16 protein-coding genes and 2 tRNA genes are annotated in these 19,218 nt (G+C 65.4%); 15 read left to right on the top strand and 3 right to left on the bottom strand.

Features of this window, described 5'->3' with window-relative positions; genetic code table 11:
• The first annotated feature begins 65 nt into the window (after positions 1-65).
• The 3 genes from ACETK3_RS12445 to ACETK3_RS12435 all read left to right on the top strand — a co-directional run bounded on the left by ACETK3_RS12445 (position 66) and on the right by ACETK3_RS12435 (position 2,625).
• Entirely contained in the window at positions 66-1,085 is a 1,020-nt protein-coding gene (locus ACETK3_RS12445) for a hypothetical protein (RefSeq protein WP_237428318.1), read from the top strand.
• Positions 1,086-1,171: 86 nt separating this feature from the next.
• On the top strand, positions 1,172-1,666 hold the full coding sequence (locus tag ACETK3_RS12440; protein ID WP_236798604.1) for a ribose-5-phosphate isomerase: 495 nt from the start codon (positions 1,172-1,174) through the stop codon (positions 1,664-1,666).
• Positions 1,666-2,625, top strand: coding sequence for an Fpg/Nei family DNA glycosylase (locus ACETK3_RS12435; RefSeq protein WP_373992996.1), 960 nt, complete (start codon positions 1,666-1,668; stop codon positions 2,623-2,625). Before ACETK3_RS12440 ends, ACETK3_RS12435 begins: the two co-directional genes overlap by 1 nt.
• 156 nt (positions 2,626-2,781) lie before the next feature.
• On the opposite strand, the gene ACETK3_RS12430 is transcribed toward ACETK3_RS12435, so the two are convergent.
• A tRNA-Gly gene (locus ACETK3_RS12430) sits at positions 2,782-2,855 on the bottom strand.
• A gap of 131 nt (positions 2,856-2,986) precedes the next feature.
• Here ACETK3_RS12430 and ACETK3_RS12425 point away from each other — a divergent pair.
• From ACETK3_RS12425 to ACETK3_RS12400, 6 genes are all read left to right on the top strand, one after another.
• Positions 2,987-3,061: transfer RNA gene (locus ACETK3_RS12425), tRNA-Pro, on the top strand.
• A gap of 79 nt (positions 3,062-3,140) precedes the next feature.
• The gene (gene tig / locus ACETK3_RS12420; protein ID WP_373992995.1) at positions 3,141-4,541 is read left to right on the top strand and encodes a trigger factor; all 1,401 of its coding nucleotides are present in this window, start codon (positions 3,141-3,143) and stop codon (positions 4,539-4,541) included.
• Positions 4,542-4,774: 233 nt separating this feature from the next.
• Positions 4,775-5,398, top strand: coding sequence for an ATP-dependent Clp protease proteolytic subunit (locus ACETK3_RS12415; RefSeq protein WP_272910838.1), 624 nt, complete (start codon positions 4,775-4,777; stop codon positions 5,396-5,398).
• 37 nt (positions 5,399-5,435) lie between these two features.
• Complete coding sequence (locus ACETK3_RS12410) at positions 5,436-6,095, top strand: ATP-dependent Clp protease proteolytic subunit (RefSeq protein WP_138606612.1); 660 nt, start codon at positions 5,436-5,438, stop codon at positions 6,093-6,095.
• Positions 6,096-6,268: 173 nt separating this feature from the next.
• Positions 6,269-7,549: an ATP-dependent Clp protease ATP-binding subunit ClpX gene (gene clpX, locus ACETK3_RS12405; RefSeq protein ID WP_236819783.1), complete on the top strand. Its 1,281-nt coding sequence runs from the start codon at positions 6,269-6,271 to the stop codon at positions 7,547-7,549.
• A 14-nt stretch (positions 7,550-7,563) separates the two neighbouring features.
• Complete coding sequence (locus ACETK3_RS12400; protein ID WP_236819781.1) at positions 7,564-8,178, top strand: DsbA family protein; 615 nt, start codon at positions 7,564-7,566, stop codon at positions 8,176-8,178.
• Positions 8,179-8,552: 374 nt separating this feature from the next.
• Here ACETK3_RS12400 and valS read toward each other — a convergent pair whose 3' ends face one another.
• A complete protein-coding gene (valS, locus tag ACETK3_RS12395) occupies positions 8,553-11,174 on the bottom strand; it encodes a valine--tRNA ligase (RefSeq protein ID WP_373992994.1) in 2,622 nt (873 codons plus the stop codon).
• A gap of 72 nt (positions 11,175-11,246) precedes the next feature.
• Here valS and ACETK3_RS12390 point away from each other — a divergent pair, with 72 nt between their 5' ends.
• The 6 genes from ACETK3_RS12390 to ndk all read left to right on the top strand — a co-directional run bounded on the left by ACETK3_RS12390 (position 11,247) and on the right by ndk (position 18,385).
• Positions 11,247-11,627, top strand: a complete 381-nt coding sequence (locus ACETK3_RS12390) for a DUF488 domain-containing protein (protein WP_373992993.1) — start codon at positions 11,247-11,249, stop codon at positions 11,625-11,627.
• Between the two features lie 18 nt (positions 11,628-11,645).
• Complete coding sequence (locus tag ACETK3_RS12385) at positions 11,646-12,404, top strand: SDR family oxidoreductase (protein WP_236798596.1); 759 nt, start codon at positions 11,646-11,648, stop codon at positions 12,402-12,404.
• A 366-nt stretch (positions 12,405-12,770) separates the two neighbouring features.
• Complete coding sequence (gene ileS, locus ACETK3_RS12380) at positions 12,771-16,088, top strand: isoleucine--tRNA ligase (protein WP_373992992.1); 3,318 nt, start codon at positions 12,771-12,773, stop codon at positions 16,086-16,088.
• 3 nt (positions 16,089-16,091) lie between these two features.
• A complete protein-coding gene (locus ACETK3_RS12375; RefSeq protein ID WP_237428313.1) occupies positions 16,092-17,450 on the top strand; it encodes a folylpolyglutamate synthase/dihydrofolate synthase family protein in 1,359 nt (452 codons plus the stop codon).
• Positions 17,451-17,452: 2 nt separating this feature from the next.
• Positions 17,453-17,917, top strand: coding sequence for a DUF4233 domain-containing protein (locus ACETK3_RS12370; RefSeq protein WP_236802875.1), 465 nt, complete (start codon positions 17,453-17,455; stop codon positions 17,915-17,917).
• A gap of 51 nt (positions 17,918-17,968) precedes the next feature.
• Complete coding sequence (ndk, locus tag ACETK3_RS12365; protein WP_141941779.1) at positions 17,969-18,385, top strand: nucleoside-diphosphate kinase; 417 nt, start codon at positions 17,969-17,971, stop codon at positions 18,383-18,385.
• Between the two features lie 105 nt (positions 18,386-18,490).
• Here ndk and ACETK3_RS12360 read toward each other — a convergent pair whose 3' ends face one another.
• A complete protein-coding gene (locus tag ACETK3_RS12360; protein ID WP_236819756.1) occupies positions 18,491-19,159 on the bottom strand; it encodes a vitamin K epoxide reductase family protein in 669 nt (222 codons plus the stop codon).
• Positions 19,160-19,218: the final 59 nt, after the last annotated feature.

Raw genomic sequence — 19,218 nt, 5'->3', positions numbered from 1 at the left:
GTCACAGCGTGCTCCCCGCAGGGTCCGGCGATTGGCGGGGCGGCCCCAGGGGTAGCGTTAAATACATGGGAAAGCTGCTGGATTCGGTGGATACCAAGGCAATGCGTTTCGCTGTCGGGTTCCCCGTCGTGCTGGCCGCCGCCTTCGTCTACTGCGCGTTCCTGCTGCGTCCGGACCTTCCGGATCCACTCGCCATCCAGTGGACGGACGACGGCGGTGCCGCCTTTGCGCCGTTCGGCGCCTACGTGGGGGTTGGTGCGGCGGGAATCGTCGTGGCAGGCTGGCTGGTCCTGCTGCAGGCGGTACCCCTTGGCCGGCCGGTCATGATGCGCCGGATCATGATGGGGGCAGGGCTTTTCCTCAGCCTCTTCATGACCTCCGCCCTTGCCGCAGGGCTGATTGGCCAAACCGGGCTGGCCGACGCCCGGCAGTCGCACGTGGACATGACGGTCCTCGCCCTCGGCAGCGGTGCCGCAGTCTCGCTCGGCGTGGCCATGGGCATGGTGTACAAGGCTGACCGGCAATGGTCTCCCGATGACGACCGCGCACTGCAGATAGCCATCGCCAGGGAACTGGATCCAGACCTTGCCCGGGACAGCATCAGGCTCTGGGTGCATGCCAGGAGTTCGGTCTTCGTGATGATCGCCATCGCTTCCCTGTTCCCGGCAGCCCTGATTGCGGTGGTGGTGCCGTGGCTGGGGATCCTCCTGGTGGTCCTGGCCGTCATCGGCGCCGCGTTCCTCTTCGCCCGCGTCCGGGCAGACCGCCGAGGGCTGAAGGTCATGCTGGCCGGGCTCGTCCCGGTCATGGACGTGCCGGCCGGCGCCATTGCGGATGCCAGCGCCGCGGACGTCAAGGCCGCCGATTACGGCGGGTGGGGCTACCGGCACCACGGCGGAACCGCGGCCATGCTGGTCAGCAGCGGGCCCGCCGTCGTCGTCAGCAAGACCGACGGCCAGCGCGTCGCCGTCAGCGGCGGCAGCCAGGCCTCGGCCGCGCGGCTGGCCGAAGTCCTCACCCGGGTGGCCGCCCGGGCCCGGCGCGGCGGAAGCACGCCACCCGCCACCGGACGCCCCGGGACCTGACCCGCGGCAGTCCGAGTATCCTTATCGGTGTCGTTCCGGCCTCCACCGGCGGCCTGCCAGCCCCACGAAATGAACGGACTTAGCACGTGACCACAACCCCTGCCTTCCCGCGGGTCCACATTGCCACCGACCACGCAGGCATGGAGCTCAGCGCCCACCTGGTGTCCCACCTGACCGGGAAGGGGTACGAGGTGGTGGACCACGGGCCCAAGGTCTACGACGCCCAGGACGACTACCCGTCCTTCTGCATCAACGCGGCCCTTGCCGTAGTAGCGGACCGGGAGGCCGGCATCCACGCCCTGGGCATCGTGCTTGGCGGCTCCGGCAACGGCGAACAGATTGCCGCCAACAAGGTCAGGGGCATCCGCGCCGCCCTCGCCTGGAACCTCTCCACTGCAACCCTGGCCCGCGAGCACAACGATGCCAACGTGGTGGCCCTGGGCGGCCGCCAGCACACGGTGGAAGAAGCCACCGAACTGGTCGAGGCATTCCTGGCCGAACCGTTCAGCAACGATGAACGCCACATCCGCAGGATCGAAAAGATCGCAGTGTTCGAGGCAACCGGCGAGGTCATCGAGTAGTGCCTGAAGGCCATTCCGTCCGCAGGCTCGCCCGGCAGTTCGGTGATGTCTTCACCGGCGAGGCCCTGGCCGTGTCCAGTCCGCAGGGCAGGTTCAGCGGGGGAGCGGCGCTGCTGGACGGCCGCACCATGGTCGCCGCCGAGGCACACGGCAAGCACCTGTTCCTGCATTTCGACAACTCGCTGGTGCTGCACGTCCACCTGGGACTGTACGGCGCCTGGAGCTTCGGCGGCGACAGCACCTTCACCGGTGCCTCCAGCATCGGCGCCCACAGGCGGGTAGGGGAGCAGGAGGCCTTCGGGGACCCGGACGACGACGGCAGCGCACCTTACGCCGGGCCGCCGGCACCCGTTGGGGCGGTGCGCGTCAGGCTCGCCGGAAGGCACGGCTGGGCGGACCTTCGCGGTGCCACCACCTGTGAAACCATCACCGCAGCGGAAGCGGATGCGGTGCTGGCACGGCTGGGGCCCGACCCGTTGCGGAACCTGCGCGGTGACGCCGGCCGGTTCGCCGCGAAGCTTCGATCCAGGAAGACCCCGCTCGCAGCCCTGCTCATGGACCAGAAGGTGATTGCCGGCGTCGGGAACGTCTACCGGGCGGAAGTCCTGTTCCGCCGCCGCCTGGACCCGTGGCTCCCCGGAAGCGCGCTGCCGGACGGCGACGCCCGGAAGCTCTGGCGGGACATCGTCGCCGTCATGACCGACGGGGTGGCGGACGGGCGGATCATCACCACCCCGCCCAAGTACTGGAGGCTCGATGGCACCACCGCAGCCAAGGCCGCCGCGGCGGGCGTGCCCGTGCCGGCCAAGAGCGCCGGCTTCCCGCACGGTGACGACGTCCATTTCGTCTACAAGCGGCAGGGCCTGCCGTGCCGGGTGTGCCGCACTGTCGTGCTGATTGCCGAGCTGGCCGGACGGAACCTCTACTGGTGCCCGTTCTGCCAGCAGCCGCAGGAGTAGGCCAGCCTGCCTGGGCCGCGCCTTCGCGGGGCACTTTGGCACGGACACGCCGCCCGCCGTCGGGAATTACTGCTGATGCGCCGTCAAAATGCCCCATGACGGTTCGCGACACGGCTTAAAACCAAAGGGACCCCTCTGCAGAGGGGTCCCTTTTTATGGAGGGGACGACGGGAATCGAACCCGCGTAATCAGTTTGGAAGACTGAGGCTTTACCATTAAGCTACGTCCCCGAAGGAAGATCCGTTTTTCGCGGAAACTCCGGGCTGGCTGTTCAAGCCGGATACAACTAAACCTAATCCATGGCCTACGTGTCAAATGTGCAATCCCGACGCGTATCACCGTAGACTTGCCTGTGCACTTACGGGGTGTAGCTCAGCTTGGCTAGAGCGCCTGCTTTGGGAGCAGGAAGTCGCAGGTTCAAATCCTGTCACCCCGACTCTGCGGCCAGGACCAGTCGGCCTGGACATCCAATGCGTTTGCAGAAACCCATCCCACAACCCAGGAGTACTTAGACCGTGAAGAGCGCTGTCGAGAACCTCACCCCCACGCGGGTCAAGCTCAATGTTGAGGTCCCCTTTGAGGAACTGAAGCCCAGCATCGACTCGGCCTACAAGACTGTTGCCTCGCAGATCCAGGTCCCCGGGTTCCGCAAGGGCAAGGTTCCCGCCAAGCTCATCGACCAGCGCGTCGGCCGCGGCTACGTCCTGGAGACCGCGATTAACGAGGGCCTTAACGGCTGGTACCAGGCTGCCGTGCAGGAGTCCGGCATCCGTCCCCTGAGCCGTCCCGAGGTGGAGATCACCGAGGTGCCCGATCCCTCAGCAACCGACGGCGGCCTGAAGTTCGCCGCCGAGGTTGACGTCCGCCCCGAAATCGAACTCCCGGACTACTCCGGCATCGAGGTCCAGGTTGCGGCTGCCGAATCCTCCGAAGCCGACGTGGACAAGGCCCTCGACGAACTTCGCGGCCGCTTCGGCACCCTGAAGTCCGTCGACCGCCCCGCTGCTGACGGCGACTTCCTCACCATCGACATCACCGCCACCATCGACGGCGAAGAGGTCGACTCCGCTGCCGGCTTGTCCTACCAGGTTGGCGCCGGCACCATGCTCGAGGGCATGGACGAGGCCGTTACCGGCCTGAGCGCCGATGAGGACGCCATCTTTGACACCACGCTGGTGGGCGGCGACCACGCCGGCGAAGCAGCCCAGGTCAAGGTAGTGGTCAAGGCCGTCAAGGAACGCGAACTGCCCGAGGCGAACGATGACTTCGCCCAGCTGGCTTCCGAGTTCGACACCCTCGCCGAGCTGCGCGAAGACCTCGCCAAGCAGGCTGCTGACTCCAAGATCGTGGAGCAGGGCGTTGAGGCCCGCGACAAGGTCCTGGACAGGCTGGTGGAGCTCGTTGAGGTTCCCGTTCCGGATTCCGTCGTCGAAGAGCAGCTCGAAGCGCACTTCCAGGAGGCCAACGGCCACGGAGACGGCGAGCACGACACCGAGGAGCACCGCGAAGAGGTCCGCGCCAACACGGCCCGCGCCTTCCAGAACGAAATCATCCTCGACGCCATCGCGGAGAAGGAAGAAGTCAACGTCAGCCAGAACGAGCTGATCGACTACATCGTCACCACCGCCAGCCAGTACGGCATGGACCCCAACCAGTTCGCCCAGATCATCGATCAGAGCGGCCAGGTGCCCATGATGGTCTCCGAGGTTCGCCGCCGCAAGGCGCTGGCCGTCGTCCTCGGCCAGGCCACGGTGACCGACACCGAGGGCAAGGCAGTGGACCTGAGCGACTTCGTCCGCCCCGGCGGCGAGGAAGTTCCCGCAGCCGTTGCAGCCGACGCTGACGCCATCGAAGCTGACGCCGCTGACACCGAGGCTGTCGAAGCTGAGGACGCCACCGCAGAGGCCAAGGCCTAGTCCTCACCGGACCCGCAGCACGGCCCCTGGATCGTTCCGATCCGGGGGCCGTTCGCGTTGGAGCTGTAACAACACACTGCGGATTCGACGATCGTGCGCCGTCAGCGAACAGCCGTCGGTGCGCGAACAAAACACCGGGGAAACCGGTTAGTGTCCAAGTAGTGATTTTCAGTGATGTCACCGTCACCAGTGAGAGGTAAGTAAACATGTCACAGCACTCAGAGGCCCCCCGGATGGCGACCGTCGATCCTGCAGCCCAGGACAACTACATTTACAACCGCCTTCTCAAGGAGCGGATCATCTGGCTGGGCTCGGAGGTGCGTGACGACAACGCCAACGCGATCTGCTCGCAGCTGCTCCTGCTCTCGGCCGAGAACCCGGAAAAGGACATCTACCTCTACATCAACTCGCCCGGCGGCTCCGTCACGGCAGGCATGGCCATTTACGACACGATGCAGTTCATCCCCAACGACGTCGTCACCGTCGCCACCGGCCTGGCCGCGTCCATGGGCCAGTTCCTGCTCTCCTCGGGCACCAAGGGCAAGCGCTACGCCACCCCCAACGCCCGCGTCCTGATGCACCAGCCCTCCGGTGGCATCGGCGGCACGGCTTCGGACATCAAGATCCAGGCCGAGCTCATCCTGCACATGAAGAAGGTCATGGCGGAACTGACCGCTGAGCAGACCGGCCAGACCGTTGAAACCATCCTCAAGGACAACGACCGCGACAAGTGGTTCACCGCCACCGAGGCCCTCGAGTACGGCTTCTTCGACAAGATCGCCGCGCACGCCGGCTCCGTGTCAGGCGGCGGCGGAACCTCGAACGGTTCCTCCGGCGAATCCGCCTCCCAGAGCTAACCGGCATCCAGAACCCTTTCGATCAGGAGCAAAAACAATGAACTACAACTTCGGGTGGTCAGCCGGCAATCTTCCGTCCAGCCGCTACGTACTGCCGCAGTTCGAGGAACGCACCCCCTATGGCTTCAAGCGCCAGGACCCGTACACCAAACTCTTCGAGGACCGCATCATCTTCCTCGGCGTGCAGGTGGACGATGCTTCCGCTGACGACATCATGGCGCAGCTGCTGGTCCTGGAGTCCACGGACCCGGACCGCGACATCACCCTCTACATCAACTCCCCGGGCGGTTCGTTCACGGCCATGACGGCCATCTACGACACCATGCAGTACATCCGCCCGGAGATCCAGACTGTCTGCCTGGGCCAGGCCGCCAGCGCCGCTGCAGTCCTGCTCGCGGCCGGCACCCCCGGCAAGCGGCTTGCCCTGCCCAACGCCCGCGTCCTGATCCACCAGCCCGCGCTGTCCGGCGGCCAGGGCGGGCAGGCATCCGACCTGGAGATCCAGGCAGCCGAGGTCATGCGCATGCGCTCCTGGCTTGAGGACACCTTGGCACAGCACTCCGGCCGTACGTCGGAGCAGGTCAACAATGACATCGAACGCGACAAGATCCTCACCGCCGACGAGGCCCAGGCATACGGCCTCATCGACCAGGTGCTTGATTCCCGCAAGATCAAGCCCCAGGCGATCACCAGGTAGCAGTACGGAAAGCCGGTGCGGCCAGTTCATTTGGCCGCACCGGCCTTTTCTTTCCACCCTTGGGGCCGAATGTGACCTAGAGTGGATGGTGTCACAAACCGGTCCTCGCTGGCCCGGAAGATTTCAGCAATGGTGCAGGGCTGCCTGGCAGCAGGATACTAAGGGGTTCACATATGGCTCGGATTGGCGAGAGCACGGATCTGCTGAAGTGCTCTTTCTGTGGAAAGAGCCAGAAGCAGGTGCGCAAGCTCATTGCCGGGCCCGGTGTCTACATCTGCGATGAATGCATCGAGTTGTGCAACGAAATCATCGAAGAGGAGCTGGCTGAGGTCGCCGATCTGGGCAGCTTCGAATTGCCCAAGCCGCGTGAAATCTTCGACTTCCTCCAGGAATACGTCATCGGCCAGGAGCCTGCCAAGCGCTCCCTCGCCGTCGCGGTCTACAACCACTACAAGCGGATCCAGGCAGGCCATGCGCCAAAGTCCGGGAGCCTGGGGGAGGGCGGCCACCACGACGACGTCGAAATCGCCAAGTCCAACATCCTCCTCATCGGCCCCACGGGCTGTGGCAAGACCTACCTCGCCCAGACCCTTGCGCGGCGGCTCAACGTTCCTTTCGCCGTGGCGGACGCCACCGCACTGACTGAGGCCGGCTATGTGGGTGAGGACGTGGAGAACATCCTCCTCAAACTCATCCAGGCCGCGGACTACGACGTCAAGAAGGCCGAACAGGGCATCATCTACATCGATGAGATCGACAAGATCTCGCGCAAGAGCGAGAACCCCTCCATCACCCGTGACGTCTCCGGTGAGGGTGTGCAGCAGGCGCTCCTGAAGATCCTGGAGGGCACAGTGGCCTCCGTTCCGCCGCAGGGTGGACGGAAGCACCCGCACCAGGAATTCATCCAGATCGACACCACCAACGTCCTGTTCATCGTGGCCGGCGCCTTCGCAGGCCTGGAGGAGATCATCGGGTCCCGTTCCGGCCGCAAGGGCATTGGTTTTGGTGCCCCGCTCAACGAGGCCAGCAAGAAGGTGGACTCCTACGGCGAGGTCATGCCGGAGGACCTGCTGAAATTCGGACTGATCCCCGAATTCATCGGCAGGCTCCCGGTGATCACCACCGTGTCCAACCTGGACCGGGACGCCCTGATCCAGATTCTTTCCACCCCCAAGAACGCCTTGGTGAAGCAGTACCAGAAGATGTTCCAGATCGACGGCGTGGAACTGGTCTTTGATGACACCGCCCTGGACGCGATCGCGGACCAGGCCCTGGAGCGCGGCACCGGTGCCCGCGGCCTCCGGGCCATCCTCGAAGAGGTCCTGCTTCCCGTGATGTTCGATCTTCCCAGCCGCGAGGACGTTGCCAGCGTGGTAATCACTGAAGACGTGGTCCTGCGGGGAGCCGAGCCCACCATGATTCCGCACGTGGCCAAGCGCCGTAAATCTGCCTGACCGAGAGGACCTTCATGACTTCACCTGCCAAGAACAAGGCCGATTTCTGGTTTGACCCCCTGTGCCCGTTTGCCTGGGTCACCTCCCGGTGGATTGGCGAGGTCGAAACCGTCCGAGACATCGAGACCGAGTGGCACGTGATGAGCCTGGCCGTCCTGAACGAGGGACGGGACCTGGACCCCGGGTACCGCGAGTCCATGGACAACGCCTGGGGCACGGTCCGCGTGATCATCGCCGCCAGGGAAGAACACGGGCCGCAGTTCATCAAACCGCTCTATGACGCCATGGGCACCCTGATCCACAACCAGGGTGAAAAGGACCGGACGGCGGTCATTTCCAAGGCCCTTGCCGACTGCGGTCTCCCGGCCTCCCTTGCTGACGCAGCCAACACCGACGCTTACGACCAGCTGCTCCGGGCCAGCCACGAGGAAGGCATTTCGCTGGTGGGCCAGGACGTCGGCACCCCCGTAGTCGCCTTCAATGGAACCGCATTCTTTGGCCCGGTCCTGACCCGCATACCGCGGGGCGAGGAAGCCGGCAGGATCTGGGACGCCACTACCACGATCGCCGCCTACCCTCACTTCTTTGAGCTGAAGCGCAGCCGCACGGAAAGCCCCGAATTCCACTGACGCCCAGGACTGCCTGACCAGCTTCGGGCCGCCGAACCGGGACGCCAAGGGCCCCGGGAAAACTACCAATATGTAGTTTTCCCGGGGCCCTTGCACGTGGACCGGGGCGGGAGAACAATTGTCCTTACCACTTCGAAAGAAGGGGACGCAGGAACCAAAGATTCAGTGATATGTAGTTTGACGCAGCCATCGGCAAAGTTGAATGCAGCTACCAGTGACGGCGTAGTAAGACCTGAAGATCAGCGGATCCTGCCAGACCATCAGAGCACGTCACCGGATGGTCGAAACAGTCGAAGCCCCACCAACGGCAACACGCTGATGGGGCTTCCCCTGTGTCTGGAACCCGGGGTGTCCGGGACCAGGCGTGATCAGGATCAGGCCTTGGCGGGCTCGTCGCTCGGAGCGAGGGCAACATCGGTCACGGCGAGGTCTCCCTCTCCCACCACCAGGGTGATTTCCCGGGCGTTGGACGCCGCCTTCAAATCAGCCAGCCCGGCTTGCAGCTGTGCAGTCAGCATCTCCGGGGCTGTGATGGTGGCGGACAGCACTTCGGTGCGCTGCTTGACCTTTGCCTCGGACTTGGCCTTGCGGACACCGCTGAGGGCCACGCCGACCGTCGCCAGCATGGTGGTGTCCCCACCGGGGATCTCCAGCGCTGCCGGCCACGCGGCCCGGTGCACGGACCCGTTGCGCCACCAGCTCCATACTTCCTCCGTTGCGAAGGGCAGGAACGGTGCGAACAGCCGCAGCAGGGTGTCCAGGGTGGTGGCCAGGGCGGCAAGCACGGATGCCTGCTCCGCTTCGCCCGCAGCCCCGTACGCGCGGTCCTTAATCAGCTCCACATAGTCGTCCGTGAACTGCCAGAAGAATGACTCCGTGAGCTGCAGGGCGCGGGCGTAGTCGTAGTTGTCGAACGCCTTGGTGGACTGGGCCACGACGTCGGCCAGCTGGGCCAGCAGTGCGCGGTCCAAGGGATTGGTCAGGACGCCGAGGTCGCCCGACAGCACAGAGTTCTCCGTGGCGCCGAGGTTCAGCACGAACTTGGAGGCATTCAGCAGCTTGATGGCCAGGCGGCGCCCGATCTTCATCTGGGCGATCTCGTAGGCGGTGTCGGCGCCGAGCCGCGCCGAGGCAGCCCAGTAGCGGACTGCGTCGGAGCCGTACTCGTTCAGGACATCAGTGGGGACCACCACGTTGCCTTTGGACTTGGACATCTTTTTGCGGTCCGGGTCCAGGATCCAGCCGGAAATGGCCGCGTGCTTCCAGGGCGCGCACTTCTGGAGTGCATCACCGCGGACCACGGAGGAGAACAGCCAGGTGCGGATGATGTCGTGGCCCTGGGGGCGGAGATCGAAGGGGAAGACCTTGGCAAACAGGTCCTCGTCCCGGCTCCACCCGCCCACGATCTGCGGGGTCAGGGAGGACGTGGCCCAGGTGTCCAGGACATCCGCGTCACCCGTGAAGCCGTTGGGCTGGTCGCGCTGTGCCTCGTCGAAGCCGGGGGCGACGTCGGCCGCGGGGTCCACGGGCAGCAGGTCGTCGGAGGGCAGGATGGGGTTGTCGTAGTCCGGGTTGCCCTGTGCATCGAGCGGGTACCACACCGGAATGGGGACGCCAAAGAAGCGCTGGCGGGAAACCAGCCAGTCACCGTTCAGGCCGGCGATCCAGTTTTCGTAGCGGGAGCGCATGAACGACGGGTGGAAGTCGATCTCTTTGCCCCGGCCGATGAGCCGTTCGCGGCGTTCTTCGTCGCGCCCGCCGTTGCGGATGTACCACTGCCGGGACGTGACCACTTCCAGGGGCTTGTCGCCCTTCTCGAAGAAATTCACCGGGTGGGTGATCTTCTTCGGTTCCCCGTCCAGGAGGTCCGCTTCCTTGAGCAGTTCCACCACGGCTTCCTTGGCGGAGAAGGCAGTCTTGCCGGCGATCGCCGCGTACGCCTGCTTGCCGGCCTCGCTGGTGATCCAGTCGGGGGTTTCGGCGATGATACGGCCGTCGCGGCCCATGATGGCGCGCGTGGGAAGCTGCAGTTCCCGCCACCAGGTGACGTCTGTGAGGTCACCGAAGGTGCACACCATGGCGATGCCGGAACCCTTGTCCGCCTTGGCCAGCGGGTGGGCCTTGACCTCGAGCTCGACGCCGAAGAGGGGGGACTTCACCGTCTTGCCGAACAGCGGCTGGTACCGCTCGTCGTCGGGGTTTGCCACCAGCGCGGCACAGGCAGCCAGCAGTTCCGGGCGGGTGGTTTCGATGAAGACCTTGTCCCCGTCTTCGGTAAAGAAGGGGTAGCGGTAGTAGGCGCCGGGAACCTCGCGGTCCTCCAGCTCGGCCTGCGCAACGGCCGTCCGGAAGGTGACATCCCATAGCGTGGGCGCTTCGGCCATGTAGGCGTCGCCGGCGGCCAGGTTGGCCAGGAAGGCGCGCTGGGACACTGCCCGGGAGGTGTCATCGATGGTGCGGTAGGTCAGGTCCCAGTCCACGGACAGGCCCAGGGTCTGGAACAGGTTTTCGAAGACTTTCTCGTCCTCGACAGCCAGTTCCTCGCACAGTTCGATGAAGTTCTGGCGCGACACAACGTCGAAATCGCGCTGGTTCTTGGCAGGCTGTGCCGGAGGCCGGTAGTCCGCGTTGTAGGGGATGGCGGGATCGCAGCGGACGCCGTAGTAGTTCTGCACGCGGCGTTCCGTCGGCAGTCCGTTGTCGTCCCAGCCCATGGGGTAGAAGACGTTCTTGCCGGTCATGCGCATGTAGCGGGCCTGGACGTCCGTCTGGGTGAAGGAGAACATGTGCCCCACATGCAGGGATCCCGACGCGGTGGGCGGGGGAGTGTCGATCGAGTAGACCTGCTCCCGGGTGGTGTCGGGGTTGAACTTGTAGGTTCCCTCGGCCAGCCAGCGCTGGGTGAGCGCGGTTTCGAGGCCTTCGAGGGCCGGCTTGTCCGGGACGTTGATGGGGGCGGTGATGGGCGTGTCTGTACCCTGCGTGTCTTCAGCCATTGGGCAATTCTTTCATGCCGGCTTCCATCCCACCCAACCCGCACCACCCGGCGGGGCACGGGCGCGGGTAGCATGCGCCGTATGGGCGATATTCAGGGCACGTTTCGAGTAAAGCGCATCTACGAGCAGCCGGCGATCGACGACGGCTTCCGGGTGCTGGTGGACCGGCTCTGGCCCCGTGGGGTGCCCAAGGAAAGTGCCGCCGTCGACCTCTGGCTCAAGGACGTTGCGCCCTCCACGGAACTGCGCAAGGAGTTCAACCACCGCCCGGAGCGGTTCGCCGATTTCAGCGCACGCTACCGGCTGGAACTGGACTCCAATCCGGCAGTGGAGACCCTGCTGGTGCTGGCCGCCCGCCACTCCCGGGTCACCCTCCTCTACGCTGCCCGCAATACAGAGGAAAACAATGCCAGGGTCCTGCTTGATTACCTCCTGGGACGGCCACCCGGCTGATCCCGCTAGGGTGGTGCCATGACTGAGGACTTGCAGAAAAAGGCAGCACTGGTAACCGGAGCGAGCAGCGGAATCGGGGAGGCAGCAGTGCGTGCGCTGCGCGCCGACGGGTGGACGGTCTTCGCCGTGGCACGCCGCGCAGAGCGCCTGGCGGCCCTGGAAAGCGAAACAGGCGCCATCGCAATTCCCGCGGACATTGCAGAGGACGACGACGTGTCCCGGCTGCTCGCGCGGGTCACCGAGGCGGGCGGCATCGACACACTGATCAACATCGCCGGCGGCGCCCGCGGCGCCGACAAGGTGGCCGACGCCAGCACGGCGGACTGGGAGTGGATGTACCGCGTCAACGTCCTGGGCACCATGAAGCTCACCCGGGCCTTCCTGCCGATGCTGCGGGCCACCGGGGAAGGAACGGTGCTGAACCTGACTTCCACCGCCGGTCTGGATGCATACGAGGGCGGCGGTGGCTACAACGCCGCCAAGTTCGGCCAGCACGCCCTCACCAACGCCCTCCGGCTTGAGGAAGCAGAGCACAACCTCCGGGTCATCGAGGTGGCGCCGGGACTGGTGCAGACCGAGGAGTTCGCCCTGAACCGCCTGGGGGACCCGCAGGCCGCCGGCAAGGTGTACCAGGGCGTGGAGAAGCCCTTGACGGCGGAGGATGTGGCCGACGTCGTCCGGTACGCGGTGACGGTCCCGCACCACGTCAACCTGGACCAGATCGTCATCCGGCCGGTGGCGCAGGCCGCCAACTACAAGCTCATCCGGAAGGGCTGAGCGGGCAGGAAGGGCTTCGGGCGGGAAGGCCTGTCCCGCCCCGGCCCTCTGAATGGCACTGGAGCTGCGGCGATAGTAGACTTTTCAATGGTTATGACCCGGCAATCACCGGTGAGCTTCCGGAAGAACCCGCGGCCGCTGCCTCCAAGGCACATCGCGTCAGTAGAACCGGACGGGTAAGCCCGTCACAGCAGTAATGAGAGGCCGGAGCGGCAGGTGTTCCTCACGGAACACGCAGCGCCGGTAAGTGAGGTGGTACCGCGGTGGGCGTGACGTCTTCGGGACGGCACGGCAGCCGTCCTCGCATCCTGAACGGAACGTCCGGCCCTGCCGGGGGTTCACCACGCTCAACCCAGGATGTCGAACATGACGTTTTACCCCAAGGCCTCAGCCTCCAGCACTTCCCCCAACGGCAGCGCCGGCGTATCCGCCTCCGTGAAGTTTCCGGAGATCGAAGAGCGCATCCTGAAGTACTGGGACCAGGACGGCACCTTCCAGGCCAGCATCGACCAGCGCAGCGCCGACGTTCCCGGCGGCGAGCCGGGCAGCAACGAGTTCGTGTTCTACGACGGGCCGCCCTTCGCCAACGGCCTGCCCCACTACGGCCACCTCCTGACCGGCTACGCCAAGGACCTGGTGGGCCGCTACCAGACCCAGCGCGGCAAGCGCGTCGAACGCCGGTTCGGCTGGGACACCCACGGCCTGCCCGCCGAGCTTGAAGCCATGAAGCAGCTGGGCATGACGGACAAGACGCAGATCGAAGCCATGGGCATCGACAAGTTCAACGATGCCTGCCGTGCGTCCGTGATGAAGTACGCCGACGAATGGCGCAGCTACGTCACCCGCCAGGCCCGCTGGGTGGACTTCGACAACGACTACAAGACACTCAACGTCGAGTACATGGAATCAGTCCTCTGGGCCTTCAAACAGCTCCACGACAAGGGCCTGACCTACAACGGCTACCGCGTCCTTCCGTACTGCTGGAAGGACGAAACACCGCTGTCCAACCATGAGCTGCGCATGGATGACGATGTCTACAAGAACCGGCAGGACCAGACCGTCACCGTCACGTTCCCCATCCTTGCGGGGGAGTCGGAGCTTTCCAAGGAGCTTGCCGGCGTGCAGGCCCTCGCCTGGACCACCACCCCCTGGACACTGCCCACCAACGCCGCGCTCGCCGTCGGGCCTTCCATCACCTACGCCGTGCTGCCCGCCGGGCCCAACGGCATCAAGGCCGCCTCTGCCGACGCCCCCGTCAATGGCAGCTTCCTGCTCGCAGCCGACCTGCTGGGCAGCTACGCCAAGGACCTGGGCTACGACAGCTTCGAAGCTGCGGAAGCCGCAGTCGTGTCCACCCACACCGGCGCCGAACTGGAAGGCCTGGAGTACCAGCGGCTCTGGGACGACTTCGCCGACAACGAGAAGTACGGCATGGAGAACGCCTGGCGCTTCGTGGTGGCCGACTACGTGACCACCACCGACGGTACCGGCATCGTCCACCAGGCGCCCGCCTACGGCGAAGACGACCAGAAGGTGTGCGAGGAGGCAGGCATCCCCGTGGTGCTCTCCGTGGACGAGGGCGCCAAGTTCCTGCCGCTGTTCAAGCACGGCGACCTGCACGACATCGTCGGCCTGCAGGTCTTCGAGGCCAACAAGCCCATCACCCAGGTGCTCCGCGCCCAGGGCCGCCTGGTCCGCCAGGCCAGCTACGAGCACAGCTACCCGCACTGCTGGCGCTGCCGGAACCCGCTGATCTACCGCGCCGTGTCCTCCTGGTACGTGGAGGTCACCAAGTTCAAGGACCGGATGTCCGAACTGAACCAGGAGATCAACTGGATCCCCGACAACGTCAAGGACGGCCAGTTCGGCAAGTGGTTGGAAAACGCCCGCGACTGGTCCATCAGCCGCAACCGGTTCTGGGGCAGCCCCATCCCCGTGTGGCAGTCCACGGACCCCGAGTACCCGCGCACCGACGTCTACGGCTCCCTTGCGGAGATCGAGGCGGACTTCGGCCGGCTGCCCCTGAACAAGGACGGCCAGGTGGACCTGCACCGCCCGTTCATCGATGAACTCACGCGGCCCAACCCGGACGACCCCCGCACCCCCGAAGAGGGCCAGTCCGTGATGCGCCGCGTGGAGGACGTCCTGGACGTCTGGTTCGACTCCGGCTCCATGCCGTACGGCCAGGTGCACTACCCGTTCGAGAACGAAGCCTGGTTCAACACGCACAACCCGGCTGACTTCATTGTGGAGTACATCGGCCAGACCCGCGGCTGGTTCTACATGCTGCACATCCTGTCCACGGCGCTGTTCGACCGTCCCGCCTTCCGGAACGTCATCAGCCACGGCATTGTGCTGGGCTCCGACGGCCAGAAGATGTCCAAGAGCCTGCGCAACTACCCCGACGTTTCCGAGGTCCTGGACCGCGACGGCTCGGACGCCATGCGCTGGTTCCTCATGTCCAGCCCCATCCTCCGCGGCGGCAACCTGATCGTCACCGAGCAGGGCATCCGCGACGGCGTCCGCCAGGTCATCCTGCCGCTGTGGAACGTGTACAGCTTCTTCACCCTGTACACGAACGCCGCGAACGGCGGTGCCGGCTATGACGCGAACCTGCGCTACGAGGGCTACCGGGACACCCTGGACCAGTACCTGTTGGCCAACACCGGCGACCTGGTGCGCAGCATGACCGCGCAGCTGGACACGTACGACATCTCCGGTGCCTGCGACTCGCTGCGCAGCTACCTGGACATGCTGACCAATTGGTACGTCCGCCGCAGCCGGCAGCGGTTCTTCGACGAGGACCAGGACGCCTTCGATGCGCTGTTCACCGCCCTGGAGACCGTTACCCGGGCCGCGGCATCGCTGCTGCCGCTGGTCTCGGAAGAGATCTGGCGCGGCCTGACCGGCGGCCGGTCCGTGCACCTTGCCGACTGGCCGGATGCGGACCTCTTCCCGGCGAACCCGTCACTGGTGGAAGCCATGGACCGGGTCCAGCAGATCTGCTCCACCGGCTCCTCGCTCCGCAAGGCAGCCAACCTTCGGGTCCGGCTGCCGCTGCAGGAACTCACCGTGGTGGCACCCGGCGCAGACGCCCTGGAAGGCTTTGCCGCCGTCGTCGCCGATGAACTCAACCTCCGGTCCGTCCGCCTGCTGGACGCCGCCACGGCCTCCCCGGAGGAGTTCGGCATCCAGCAGAAGCTGGTGGTTAACGCCCGCGCCGCAGGCCCGCGCCTGGGCAAGAACGTCCAGGTGGCCATCAAGGGCTCCAAGTCCGGCGACTGGTCGGTGGACGAAAGCGGTGTTGTCACCGCGGGCGGCCTTCAGTTGGAGCCCCAGGAGTACACGCTGGAGACGGTGGTGGCGGAGTCCGACGGCGGTTCGGCAGCTGTCGCCGTGCTGCCCGGCGGCGGGTTCGTGGTGCTGAACACGGAAGTTACCCCGGAGCTTGAAGCCGAAGGCCTGGCCCGCGACATGGTCCGCGCCATCCAGCAGGCCCGGAAGGATGCAGGGCTCAACGTGAGCGACCGGATCCGGACCACCGTCAAAGCAGGGCAGAACGTGGTGGATGCCTTGTTGGCCAACGCCGAATTGGTCAAGGGCGAGACCCTGACCGTGGATCTGGCGGCTGAACCGGCTGACCTTTCCGAACCCGCCGTCGTGGTTGAAAAAGTGGAGGCCTAGGACATGTCCGACGAATTTTCCGTGGAAAGCGTCTACGCCGAACTGTTGGGGCGGGCGCCCGAGAACAAAATGGAGCCCCGGTTGGCGCCGCTGTTCCGTGCCATGGACGTGCTCGGCGAGCCCAACAAGGCGTACCCGATCATCCACGTGACCGGCACCAACGGCAAGACGTCCACGGCCCGCATGATCGAGTCCGTGCTCCGCGCCCAGGGCCTGAGCACCGGCCGCTACACCAGCCCGCACCTGTCCAAGGTCACCGAACGGATCAGCATCGACGGCCACCCGGTATCCGACGAAACGTTCGTCCGGATCTGGGACGAAATCCGGCCCTACCTGGAGATTGTGGACTCCGAGCTCGAAGCCGAGGGCCAGCCGCGGCTGACCTACTTCGAATGCCTCACCATCCTGGGCTTCGCCATCTTCGCCGACCAGCCCGTCAACGTGGCCATCATCGAAGTGGGCCTGGGCGGCATCACGGACGCCACCAACGTGGGCGACGGCCAGGTGTCGGTGGTCACCCCCATCTCGCTGGACCACACGGACCTGCTGGGGGACACGACGGCGGACATCGCCTACGAAAAGGCCGGCATCATCAAGCCCGGCGGCTTCCTCATCAGTGCAGCCCAGCCGGTTGACGCCGCCCAGGTGCTGCTGGAGAAGGCCAGGGAGGTGGGCGTACCGTTCCGCTTCGAGGGCGTGGAGTTCGGCGTCGAGTCACGGACAGTGGCCGTCGGCGGGCAGATGGTCACCATCCAGGGCATCGCCGGCCGCTACCCGGACCTGCTGGTGCCGCTGCACGGCGCGCATCAAGCACAGAACGCTGCCGTGGCGGTCGCCGCCCTGGAGGCGTTCTTCGGCGGTGAGAAGGAACTGCCCTTCGACGTCCTGCAGGAAGGCTTCGCCGCCGTCACCTCGCCCGGCCGGCTCGAGGTGGTGCGCACTGCGCCAACCATCATCGTTGACGCTGCCCACAACCCCGACGGCATCAAGGCCTCCGCAGTGGCGCTCCAGGAAGCATTCACCTTCACCCGGCTGGTGCCGGTAGTGGGCGTACTGAAGGAAAAGGACGCCGAGGAGATCCTGCGCGAACTCAAGGAATCCTTGGGAGGCGTGGCGGAGGAATACTGCTTCACCCAGTCCAACTCGCCGCGTGCCGTCCCCGCCGCCGAACTGGCGGAGCTCGCGATCGACCTGGGCTTCGGCGAGGACAACGTGCACATCGCCGAGAAACTGGACGACGCACTGGAGTGGGCAGTGGAACGCGCCGAAGCCAACGAGGACCTCTCCGGCGCCGTGCTGGTCACCGGGTCCATCACGCTGGTGGCCGAAGCACGGATCCTGCTTGGAAAAACGGAGGCGTGACCATGGCCAGACTGACCAAAGCGCAGCGCGAGTGGCGCCCCGGCATGCCGAAGAAGCGGCGCTCCACCAAGGTCATGTTCGCCTCCACGGTGTTGCTCCTCGAAGCCTTCGTGATGTTTTTCGCCACCCTGGTGGTGTTCGGCCTCCGCCGCGGTGAGTTCCCGCCGGCGCTGATCCTGGGCGTTGGCATTGCCCTCAGCGTGGTGATGATCGGCGCCTGTGCAGTCCTCAACAGGCCCTGGGGCATCGGGCTGGGATGGATCCTGCAGCTCGTCCTGATCCTCACGGGCATATTCGAGCCGGCCATGTTCCTGGTGGGCGCCCTCTTTGCGGTTGCCTGGTGGTACGGCATCCGCACCGGCATCCGGCTGGACCGCGAAGCTGCACAGCGCGCCCGCGAGCAGGCGGAATGGGAAGCGGCCCATCCCGACCAGGCCTCCGGTCCGGCCCAGCCACAGTCCCCGTAGGCCTGTCCCCGTAGACTTATCCCCAAATCCCACCAACGCATTGGAGCAGTTGTGACTACAGAGCGCACCCTCGTCCTGATCAAGCCCGACGGCGTCGCCCGTAACCTGACCGGCGCCATCCTGGCCCGCATCGAAGCCAAGGGCTACAGCCTGGTTGAGCTGAAGAAGGTTGACGCCACCCGTGAACTGCTGGAGCAGCACTACGAGGAGCACGTGGGCAAGCCGTTCTACGAGCCGCTGGTGGAGTTCATGCTCAGCGGACCCGTGGTGGCTGCCATCTTCGAAGGCCACCGCGTCATTGAAGGCTTCCGCTCGCTGGCCGGCACCACGGACCCCACGACGGCGGCGCCGGGCACCATCCGCGGCGACTTCGGCCGGGACTGGGGCTTGAAGGTGCAGCAGAACCTGGTGCACGGCTCCGACTCCACCGATTCCGCTGAGCGCGAGATCAAGATCTGGTTCCAGTAACCGCTCGCCCGCCCCAGGGGCTGATGACCGCGAACTGACAGATAAGGCCAATGTTCTTCATGAACATTGGCCTTATCTGTCACCTGGCGGGGGAGCGGAGCGGACTTAGAAGCCCGAGGTCCCCACAAAGACCTGGATGAACGCGAAGAAGATGGTGGCGATGACGGCCACGTACAGCAGCGCAGTGATGATCCAGCCGGAATCACCGAGGATGCGGGCTGCGCCTGAAGGCATGGGGATGACGCCAGCGGTGATGTTCCTGATGGTGGTCCACACAAAGAGCGGGATCATGGCCGCCCAGACGATCATGCAGAACGGGCACAGGATGTGGATGGAGTACAGGGCCTGGGACCACAGCCACACCACGAACGCGAAGCCGAGCGTGACGCCTGCCTGCAGTCCCAGCCAGTACCAGCGGGCAAAAGTGGCTCCCGAAAGCAGGGCCATGCCCACGGTGGTGGTGATCGCGAAAGCCACGATGCCGATAAACATGTTGGGGAAACCGAAGACGGAACTTTGCCACGTCTGCATTACCTGCCCGCACGAGATCCAGGGATTCACGTCGCACACCGTGGTGTGGCTGGGGTCCTTGAGCACTTCGAGCTTTTCCAGCACCAGGGTTCCGGAGGCAAGCCAGCCAACGACGCCGGTGATGACCAGCAGCCAGCCGAAAGGCCGCTTCCGGGCCATCGGCGGAACGGTAGCGGCCGGCGTAGCTTGTTGATCGGCGCTCCGATCCTCTTCACGGGCGCTGACTGGGGAGATGCTGGGCATGGGTTTGGCGTCCTTTTCGTCCGGTGCTCCTGTGCCTGATTGTAACGCCGGCAGCTGGT

The sequence above is a fragment of the Arthrobacter sp. E44 genome (assembly GCF_041877125.1).
In the GTDB taxonomy this organism is placed as follows: domain Bacteria; phylum Actinomycetota; class Actinomycetes; order Actinomycetales; family Micrococcaceae; genus Arthrobacter.
This window is presented reverse-complemented; position numbering and strand designations above follow the sequence as displayed.

What these genes read in the sequence shown, in the direction of transcription:
- ACETK3_RS12385 (WP_236798596.1), top strand. Translation starts at nt 11,646, where the DNA reads ATGACTGAGGACTTGCAGAAAAAGGCAGCACTGGTAACCGGAGCGAGC.
- ACETK3_RS12360 (WP_236819756.1), bottom strand. Translation starts at nt 19,159, where the DNA reads ATGCCCAGCATCTCCCCAGTCAGCGCCCGTGAAGAGGATCGGAGCGCC.
- ACETK3_RS12370 (WP_236802875.1), top strand. Translation starts at nt 17,453, where the DNA reads ATGGCCAGACTGACCAAAGCGCAGCGCGAGTGGCGCCCCGGCATGCCG.
- clpX (WP_236819783.1), top strand. Translation starts at nt 6,269, where the DNA reads ATGGCTCGGATTGGCGAGAGCACGGATCTGCTGAAGTGCTCTTTCTGT.
- ACETK3_RS12415 (WP_272910838.1), top strand. Translation starts at nt 4,775, where the DNA reads ATGGCGACCGTCGATCCTGCAGCCCAGGACAACTACATTTACAACCGC.
- ACETK3_RS12400 (WP_236819781.1), top strand. Translation starts at nt 7,564, where the DNA reads ATGACTTCACCTGCCAAGAACAAGGCCGATTTCTGGTTTGACCCCCTG.
- ACETK3_RS12410 (WP_138606612.1), top strand. Translation starts at nt 5,436, where the DNA reads ATGAACTACAACTTCGGGTGGTCAGCCGGCAATCTTCCGTCCAGCCGC.
- ileS (WP_373992992.1), top strand. Translation starts at nt 12,771, where the DNA reads ATGACGTTTTACCCCAAGGCCTCAGCCTCCAGCACTTCCCCCAACGGC.
- ACETK3_RS12445 (WP_237428318.1), top strand. Translation starts at nt 66, where the DNA reads ATGGGAAAGCTGCTGGATTCGGTGGATACCAAGGCAATGCGTTTCGCT.
- valS (WP_373992994.1), bottom strand. Translation starts at nt 11,174, where the DNA reads ATGGCTGAAGACACGCAGGGTACAGACACGCCCATCACCGCCCCCATC.
- ACETK3_RS12390 (WP_373992993.1), top strand. Translation starts at nt 11,247, where the DNA reads ATGCGCCGTATGGGCGATATTCAGGGCACGTTTCGAGTAAAGCGCATC.
- ACETK3_RS12375 (WP_237428313.1), top strand. Translation starts at nt 16,092, where the DNA reads ATGTCCGACGAATTTTCCGTGGAAAGCGTCTACGCCGAACTGTTGGGG.